This is a genomic window from Bacillus norwichensis (assembly GCF_014836955.1).
Classification (GTDB): domain Bacteria; phylum Bacillota; class Bacilli; order Bacillales; family Bacillaceae_C; genus Siminovitchia; species Siminovitchia norwichensis.
Genome location: NZ_JACSPV010000073.1, coordinates 1 through 8568, shown reverse-complemented (window position 1 = coordinate 8568; position 8568 = coordinate 1). Strand labels below are relative to the sequence as shown.

Annotated in this window: 8 protein-coding genes and 1 pseudogene; all 9 read left to right on the top strand. The window is 35.7% G+C overall.

From position 1 onward, the window contains the following. On the top strand, nt 1-427 hold a 427-nt coding region (locus H9631_RS21610; RefSeq protein WP_191816446.1), incomplete at its 5' end, for an LPXTG cell wall anchor domain-containing protein. 119 nt (nt 428-546) lie between these two features. Next, a complete protein-coding gene (locus H9631_RS21605; protein WP_191816444.1) occupies nt 547-2259 on the top strand; it encodes a hypothetical protein in 1713 nt (570 codons plus the stop codon). 41 nt (nt 2260-2300) lie between these two features. Continuing rightward, complete coding sequence (locus H9631_RS21600) at nt 2301-3323, top strand: D-alanine--D-alanine ligase family protein (RefSeq protein WP_191816442.1); 1023 nt, start codon at nt 2301-2303, stop codon at nt 3321-3323. 64 nt (nt 3324-3387) lie between these two features. Further along, nucleotides 3388-5553 (top strand): Mur ligase family protein, encoded by a 2166-nt coding sequence (locus H9631_RS21595; RefSeq protein WP_191816440.1) that lies wholly within the window; start codon nt 3388-3390, stop codon nt 5551-5553. A gap of 13 nt (nt 5554-5566) precedes the next feature. Continuing rightward, entirely contained in the window at nt 5567-5797 is a 231-nt protein-coding gene (locus H9631_RS21590; protein ID WP_191816438.1) for a hypothetical protein, read from the top strand. Nucleotides 5798-6330: 533 nt separating this feature from the next. Continuing rightward, complete coding sequence (locus H9631_RS21585; protein ID WP_191816436.1) at nt 6331-6903, top strand: class D sortase; 573 nt, start codon at nt 6331-6333, stop codon at nt 6901-6903. A 258-nt stretch (nt 6904-7161) separates the two neighbouring features. Continuing rightward, nucleotides 7162-7338, top strand: coding sequence for a PspC domain-containing protein (locus H9631_RS21580; RefSeq protein WP_225221207.1), 177 nt, complete (start codon nt 7162-7164; stop codon nt 7336-7338). A gap of 116 nt (nt 7339-7454) precedes the next feature. Beyond that, nucleotides 7455-7659 (top strand): annotated as a pseudogene (locus tag H9631_RS21575) (zinc ribbon domain-containing protein). 128 nt (nt 7660-7787) lie between these two features. Next, nucleotides 7788-8054, top strand: a complete 267-nt coding sequence (locus tag H9631_RS21570) for a hypothetical protein (protein WP_191816434.1) — start codon at nt 7788-7790, stop codon at nt 8052-8054. The last annotated feature ends 514 nt before the right edge of the window (nt 8055-8568 follow it).

Below are 8568 nucleotides of genomic sequence, written 5' to 3'. Positions count from 1 at the left end.
TGACGCTGATGCTGATGCCGATGCCGATGCTGACGCTGATGCCGACGCTGATGCTGATGCTGATGCTGATGCCGATGCTGACGCCGATGCTGATGCTGATTGTGATGCTGATGCCGACGGTGATTCCGACTCTGATTGTGATGCTGATTCCGACAGTGACTCAGACTCCGACAGTGACTCCGACTCTGACGGTGATTCCAGCAATGGTACGGGTAACAATGGCTCAGGAACAAATAATGGTTCAGGAATTAACAGCGGTTCAGAAACTAATATTAGCAATGGAAAAGGCACAACTAACTTAGGAACTAAGTTACCAAATACTGCAACGTCTATGTACAATTCAGCTATGGCTGGATTAATGGCCTTGCTTGCTGGTGTTGCTTCTCTGTTTGCTCGTCGCAGAAAAGAAAACAAAATTGAACAGTAAAATATCAGGCTAGCACTAGCCAATAATCAGCCTATACTTCAGATGAAATATAGGCTGATTACCTTTTTTAAAATCTGCCTAAACTCATTCATCCTATAAGTTGGAGGAGGTATCTGTGAATGATAAGAAACAACATGAGAGAAGTTGAAGAACGGCTAGAGGCTTTAAAGAAAAGAATGGATGAAAAAATAGAAAGTAATGACGTTCAACTTAATATCCTCTCAAATACAAGTACAAAATATGTCATATTCCTATCACTGGGTAACCCTGATGTTAGAGCAAAAGTAGTGAATGCCAGTGGTAACAACTGTGAAAAAGTTTGGCAAAAAGTAAAGAAATCGGCAATCAAGTTAATCCAAAGATCCTACTTTGACCCACAATGGATTAAATTAGACATCGTTACAAATGCAGAAGAATGGGATTTTCCAGACTTTGAAGAATATATTAAGCATGTAAAACGCAATTACTTTAGAAAAGGAATTGCTTTTGATGATGAATTTCGCTTGGCTTTGTTAGAACAAGAAATAAATGGTTTTTCTCTTATTCGAAGCAAGCAGGGGCAGCCACAAGAATTAGATGAAATGAATATTAATCATTACATGAAATACAGGTATAATCAAAAGTTCCCATTCTATAAAAACTCTTATCGCAATAAAAAAATATACCTGTTTGAAACAATGGCTTTTTTTGATGAAAATAGTGAAATCTATGAACTATATAATGGCGAATTAACTAACGGTATTAGGAAAGTTCATAATCTTGAATGTGAACTACATAACCTGATCAAAAAGTCAGCCAGTTTTCTAGGTAACGAAATTGAAAAGAATGGCAAATTTGAATATGGATACTTTCCTTGTTTTGCCAAGAGGATTTCTACATACAATATTCTTCGTCATTCAAGCACGCTATATGCAATGGCAGAGGCATTTGAATATTTAGGTGATGAAGAAATACGTGAAGCGATTGAAAGAGCGATTGATTATTTAATCAACAATGCGCTTGTATACAAAGAGGATTGCGCTTATGTAGTAGATTACGCGAATGATAATGAAATCAAGCTGGGAGCAAATGCGCATGCAATCTTGGCCTTAACAAAACTAATGCAGGTTACGAATGATTATAAATATTTGGAACTTGCTCGTTCGTTGGGAAGAGGGATCATTTCGATGCAAAAAAAGGATGGAGGATTTTTACATGTTTTGGAATATCCATCCTTTAAGGTAAAAGATGCCTTTAGAATAGTCTATTATGACGGAGAAGCAGTTTTTGCTTTGCTAAGATTATATGATTTGGATCGTCAAGAGAATTGGCTAAATAAAATAAAGGATGCTTTTGATTTTCTGATAGCAAATGATTATTGGAAATATCACGACCATTGGCTAAGTTATGCCGCAAATGAAATTACTATGCATGTTCCTGAGGATCGATACTTTATTTTTGGGCTAAAGAATTGCCACGGAAGATTAAACTTTATTTATCATCGAAATACCACTTATCCAACTTTTTTGGAATTAACGATGGCAGCCTTTAAAATGGTTCGAAAAATAGAGGAATTAGGTAAGGAGTATTTGTTTGAGTACATTGATAAGGATTTTTTACTTCAAACAATTGATAAACGGGCAGAATATCAAAGAGTAGGATTTTGTTATCCAGAGCTTGTTATGTATTTTAAAGAACCGGGTCTTATTTTAAATGGTTTCTTCATTCGTCATCAAGCGTTCAGGGTTCGAATTGATGATATTGAACACAATTTATCAGGTTATATTCATTATTTGACGCACCGTCTTCCAGAGCTAAAGGAATCAAAAGATTTAACGTTAATGGACGTATAGCTACATCTTTTATGTAAAGTATTTGATAAAGGAGTTTTCTAATGAAAGTTGCGATTATCTATGGTGGTGCATCACCTGAACACGAAGTTTCTATCAATACATCGTATTCGGTTTTACATTCAATTAATTATGACAAATATACTGTGTCACCGATATTTATAGATAGAGAAGGTAAATGGCATTCACACGGAATCATTAAATCCCCTTTTCCAACGGTGGAAGAAATGGTGTTAAAGAATGAATCGGAATTCATCTTAAATGACTTAAGGCAAATTGATGTAGTGTTTCCACTTTTGCATGGAGAAAATGGTGAGGATGGGACGGTTCAAGGGTTATTTGAGTTATTAAATGTTCCATATATCGGAAATGGTATTTTTGCCTCAGCGGTTGGCATTGATAAGGTATTAATGAAAAATCTTTTTAAACAAGCCGATATTCCTCAAGCTCATTACATTTCTACAGATTATCTAACATGGAGTGCGAATGAACACGACTTTTATCAACGTATTGATCGTGAAATCGGCTTTCCTTGTTTTGTTAAACCGGCTAAATTAGGGTCCAGTGTTGGGATATCGAGATGCAGCGGGAAAGAAGAGTTACAGGAAGCCTTCAACATTGCCTTTTCGTTTGATCAAAAAATAATTGTTGAAGAAGCAATTCAAGGAAGAGAAATTGAGATTGGCCTATTGGGAAATCATGATATTTATTTTTCTGTAGCTGGAGAAATATTATTCGATCAGGAGGAGTTTTATGATTATGAATCCAAGTATATGAGCCAAGATACAAAACTTTGTGTGCCAGCTCATATTGGGGATGACATTTATCGACAAATAGTTGACATTGCTCGAACATGTTATGGAATCTTAGAGTGCTCGGGTTTGGTAAGAGCAGACTTTTTCTTGACAGAATCAGGGAAAGTTTTAATGAATGAGGTCAACACTTTGCCTGGATTTACCAAAAAAAGTATGTACCCTATTCTGTGGGAGCGAAGTGGTGTACCTTATTCAGAGCTCATTGACGCCCTCATTAACCTAGCAATAGAAAAACATGGAAAAAGGCGTTGACTACAGCTTATGATCTATTTTTATCTTAATAATTATTCTAACATAATAATTTGAGGTGTTTTATATGACTGCGGGTTTTACATATGAGGAATTAAATGAGATATTAGATGGTTATTATTTTACTGATATAAGCTTGGCGCGGACAATTATTGATTTTGAAATTGATCCGACGCATCTTTCGAATAAGGAAGGTAACTGCTTTATTTCTATTTCAAATAAAAGATGGAATGAAGTACATAGAAGGAACACAGATTGGAAAGATGGAAATGACAAAATTCTGCTATTCTATCAAAACTGTGACTTGATCATTACGGAAGAACCTATTCAACAATTAAAGAATGACGTGCCTCAACTAATTGTAAAAGACAGTTATAAAGTGATGAAACTGCTAGCACAGGCTGCACGGCAAAAAATGCAAAATCCTGTCATTGGAATAACAGGGTCAGTAGGAAAAAGTTCTACGCGGTTAATGTTTGAACATCTGCTGAAAGACACCCACTCTATTGTAGCAACAAGAGGAAATCATAACACACAAACAGGAGTACCGCTATATGGTGCTAAACTATGTCAAAATCCAGATATAGGAATATTGGAAATATCGTTAAACGCCTTAAATAATAGGGGAAATCAATCACTTACAATAAGCCCAAATGTATGTATTGTCACTTCTATAGGAGAAGCGCATTTATCGACTCTACACTCGTTAGAAACCGTAGCCCAATTTAAAGCAAGGATATTTGATGGACTAGAGGCCAATGGCTTGGCTATCATTAACAAAGATATTCAACCAGAAGCATTTCAGATATTATTAAAACGCGCCGCGAAAAGAACCGGCCGAATTAAAACATACAGTTTGAAAAGTGATGCATCAGACTTATATCTTAAAAAGGTCGTTCATTCAAAATATAAATCAACCATCGTATTTCATTACAAAAATAAAGATTATCAATTTGATATGCAGATGCCAAGTGAGGGGACCATTATGAATTCGCTTGGTACATTTCTATGTCTAGCTGAAATGGGTTTTGAAGTAGAGAATTTACTATCTAAAATGTTCCATTTTCAGTCTCTTAACAAGGTTATGGAATTAAAGCAACTAACAACAATTGATAATAGAAATATTGATATTATTGATGATTCTCATAATGCTGCTATCCCTTCGATGATGAATGCGATTGAAACTTTTAAAGCGAAACAATCGTTTTATCGAGGAAATAAAATATTAATATTAGGACAAGTAGCGGATCTAGGTGGTCAAAGCAGTCGTCTTCATGAGGGACTTATACCGCATGTCCTATCATCAGGTGCTGACTTTGTATTTGGGCATGGCCATTATATGAGAAAGGTAATACAGAAATTGCCTGCACATATGGTGGGCGGTTGGTTTGATAATGCTCTTCATCTGTCTAAACATGTTCCTTTCTATTGTACAGACGATTCACTTATCGTATTGAAGGGTTCAGTTTCAGGAAGTGATTTTAGAAAAATAAGCCATCTATTACCTTTACAAATAAAGCGTTCAAAACAAGCGCTAAAAGACTTTTCTCCAAATTCTATTGCTGAAGTTCTACAGCCTATGTGGGGTGCAGCTGGACATGATCTTAAGAGTAAACAAGAGATTTTTTCAATAGGTTATCCTTCTTCACAAGGTATTGAAGGAATTGCTCCTGTTCTGCTTCTCATGATTTTGTTAAAAAAGGGGATTCAGTTTCAGGAGGTCACTAATTTAAAAAATTGGCCTACAAATAATGGGGAAAGTATTGGCAATCAACCATTCAAAACGGGGGAAAAGTTCTCACATAGAGAATTAGTGGAAGAATTAATACAAACTCAGCATCCGAGTGCGATTTTTGAGCTTGTAAACATATACTGTGGCAGCCGCAGATCAGCTATGGAAAAAATTTTAAAAGCTTCTCAATCACTTAAAATAACTCCGGCGGCCACATTAAATTTATCGGGGCGCTATCGTGTAAAAGAACAGCAAGCTTTTAACTTACATGATTTGTTCATTGTCGGAGAACAGCTTTTTGAATTTCAATCCTACCTACCTACATTATTTGCTGTAGATGGCAACGAGGTCAAAGGGATCGTATTTGGAAATGTACGCTATTCTTGTATCGCTTTTGTAGATAATATCATGATTTGTATGATAGGAATGAGATCAAGGGATAAATTACTACTCTTGTTAAGTCAGTCGCTGCACAAATTAAAATCTAATCCTATTTCGTAAAGGGCTGAGACAGTTGAAAGATAGTCAACAGCAGGATCAAATGGAAGTATTAGAAAAGAAAAATTTAGAAATTGAAGAAGAATTGAAGCAGTACCTTGAGAACAAGAAGGAAATCGAGGAAGAAGAGGAAGAAGAAGTTGAATCTACTCCTTTCCAAAATACTTTTATGTTTATCATGACAACGGTACTTGTATTGATCGTTATCATAAAACTTGCAGCTATTTTTTATAAGTTTATCTTTTAAACCCTTATCTCTTTCCAAAAAAGAGATAAGGGTTTTAGAAAGGAACTAACCAAAGCAGGATAAACCATCATTTTTTGTATTATCACTTGTTCATAAACGAAGAATAATTTAAGATTAATTTAATAAATATTTCTGGTGATTTTTTCTGAACTTTACCTCAACATAACTTTTCTAGGTGTCAAAGAGCTCAGTTCTTAGTAAAACAGCCAAAGAAGTCTAGGTATACATAATCTTTAAGATTATATTTTCTCAGTCGTTTTGACTACTGTATTACCACTATTCACAAGTAACTATGAGGCTCTTTTATTCGTTGTTGCGTCTGCCAAGCAAAAAGTGGTGATCATGTGAAAAAGGGCAGTTCGTTACCAGATAACATACTTACAAACTACGTTAAGAACGAATCGTTTACTCGGTGACCATTCAAGTACAAAAAAGAAAAAAGCCGTAGGAATAAATTTCCATAAATAGGAAAGCGAAGCTAGTAATATCGTAAATATGACAATTGTGAAGGTTGAATTGAAGGAGAGAGTTCAATGAGGAAATTCGGGAGTATTTTGATAATCATTGGGGTTGTATTGATCGGTGTGTTTGTGTATCAATATTATGATCATTGGAAGGCGCAAGATAAATCATTAGCAGAAGCAAAAGAAAGCGTTGATAAGGGGAATAATAAGGCTAAGCTGACCCCCGATGAATTCAAGGTTAAAGCGAATGAATCTTTTGCGATTCTGGAAATTCCAAAACTAGGAAAGTCACTACCTGTTGTGGAGGGAACGGATCCAGACTCACTTAAGAAAGGCGTAGGACACTTATCTGAATCTGTTTTGCCAGGTCAAGGGGAGCAAATTGTGTTTTCTGGACACCGTGATACAGTTTTCCGTGAATTTGGGAAGATTGAGATTGGAGATCAATATATTGTAAATACACCTTATGGTTCCTATACTTATGAAATTCGCGAAACAGAGATTGTCTCTGCTGATGATACGACCGTAATCAGAAAGATGGGAGAAGAGGTACTTGTTGTAACAACATGTTATCCATTCCGCTATATTGGGGATGCTCCGGACCGGTTTATTACATACGCTTATCCAGTAGGAGACAAGTAAGACGATAAAAGGACTCATTTAATGTGATATGTAGGTTTTAATGTAATTAAGACGGCCTATTTATCTTCAATGGTGGATGAATGTAAAAAAGGAATTTGATTACTAGAGCGATCATCTTATTTTGGATGTGAACTCAAAATAGAAAACGGACTTTGAGTTCAAGAGCGCTGTCCACGAATAAGGATAAGCGCTCATATTCAAATCTCAAGGGTTTTAAGATGAAGTCATTAATAAACCAGAAGAGAGGAGAGTATTGAATTGAAGAAATTGATGAGATCTTCCACCGATAAAGTATTATTTGGTGTATGTGCGGGGATAGCTGAATTTTTTGGTATCTCTCCCTTTATTGTAAGATTAATATTTTTCGTCACGGGTGCAGTTGTCATCTACATCATCCTGGCTGCATTATTACCTGAAAATCCATCGTTATATTAGCTCCATTCAGTTAATAGCGGGCGTTAGAGTCATCCCTCGAGATTAACTGAAACCTTTTTTAATGGTTCTCCGAATTAAACTACAAATAGACCGTTTTCTTGGAAAGGGGAACAAACATGTCTGAAAAAGGCTGTATAAAATGCGGGAGCAAAGATGCACGGAACAAAAGAAGCTGCAATGACAGGAACAGGATTATTTAAACTACTCAATCTTCAGCATAATACGTTTTTGGTCGTTTATTGCAATAACTGTGGTTATTCCGAGTTCTATAATAAGCAAACTTCCACAGAATCGAATATACTAGACTTATTCTTTGGATAAAATATGTAGAGTTCAATTGCGGCAATACTGTACCAGTGGTATTGCTTTTTCGTATTCAAAGAACGATGTGAAAAAAATGTACCCAGAAAAGGAGTAATAGGCTTGGGAGGGGAGAGGTGGACTGTGATATGGGCAACGTTAGCATCTACTGTTTGTTAATCATTAGCACCTTAATTATAGAAAAAGTCATTAGAAATAAATTGAACCTGCCAAAAAGAACAAAATATAATATAAAATTTACTAAAAAACAAAGGTTTATTGAGGTTTTAATTGTAGCGATATTTATCATTGGGGGATTTTTGGCAAGTACAAGTGTTGATGATATGGGTTCCGGTCGTACACTAAATGAAATTCCCATTTATTTGTGGCTTTCATTCTTTATACTTGAGTTTTAGAGGATACATGGCAAAAAAATCAATGAAAGATTCGAAGGAATATATGATCTATTTTGTTTTTGCGGCATGGTTTCCAATTATGGTCATCATCGCTTATCACAGTACAAATATTTTTTTGAACTAAAACCTTTCTTCCGCAGAACGCAGTGCTAATAGCGGCTAGTTTGAGAGTTATTTTGGTAAAAATATCTTCAGGGAAAAACATGACTGTACTCCTTCTGTATGGATAAAAATAAGATCATTCAGATCGGAGATTGGAAACCAGGGTACAACCTTAACATTCATAAAAGGAATAATTAGGAAAATGTCCATAAAAAGCCAATTGAACCCATAGGGGTTTAATCGGCTTATTTTATTGCAGAGATACACGACAGTTAAAACATAAATATGCTTTCCTCCATCATGGCTTCAATGCGCAATTTACTGAAAATAGTTCTGTAAGCCCCCAATCAAACAACGCATATTTTTATGCAGCCCCTCTTAGTATGATCAATGTATCAACTGAAGGAGGTGC

Coding starts and splice junctions, on each gene's coding strand:
- H9631_RS21605 (WP_191816444.1), top strand. CDS start 547: ATGATAAGAAACAACATGAGAGAAGTTGAAGAACGGCTAGAGGCTTTA.
- H9631_RS21600 (WP_191816442.1), top strand. CDS start 2,301: ATGAAAGTTGCGATTATCTATGGTGGTGCATCACCTGAACACGAAGTT.
- H9631_RS21595 (WP_191816440.1), top strand. CDS start 3,388: ATGACTGCGGGTTTTACATATGAGGAATTAAATGAGATATTAGATGGT.
- H9631_RS21585 (WP_191816436.1), top strand. CDS start 6,331: ATGAGGAAATTCGGGAGTATTTTGATAATCATTGGGGTTGTATTGATC.
- H9631_RS21570 (WP_191816434.1), top strand. CDS start 7,788: ATGGGCAACGTTAGCATCTACTGTTTGTTAATCATTAGCACCTTAATT.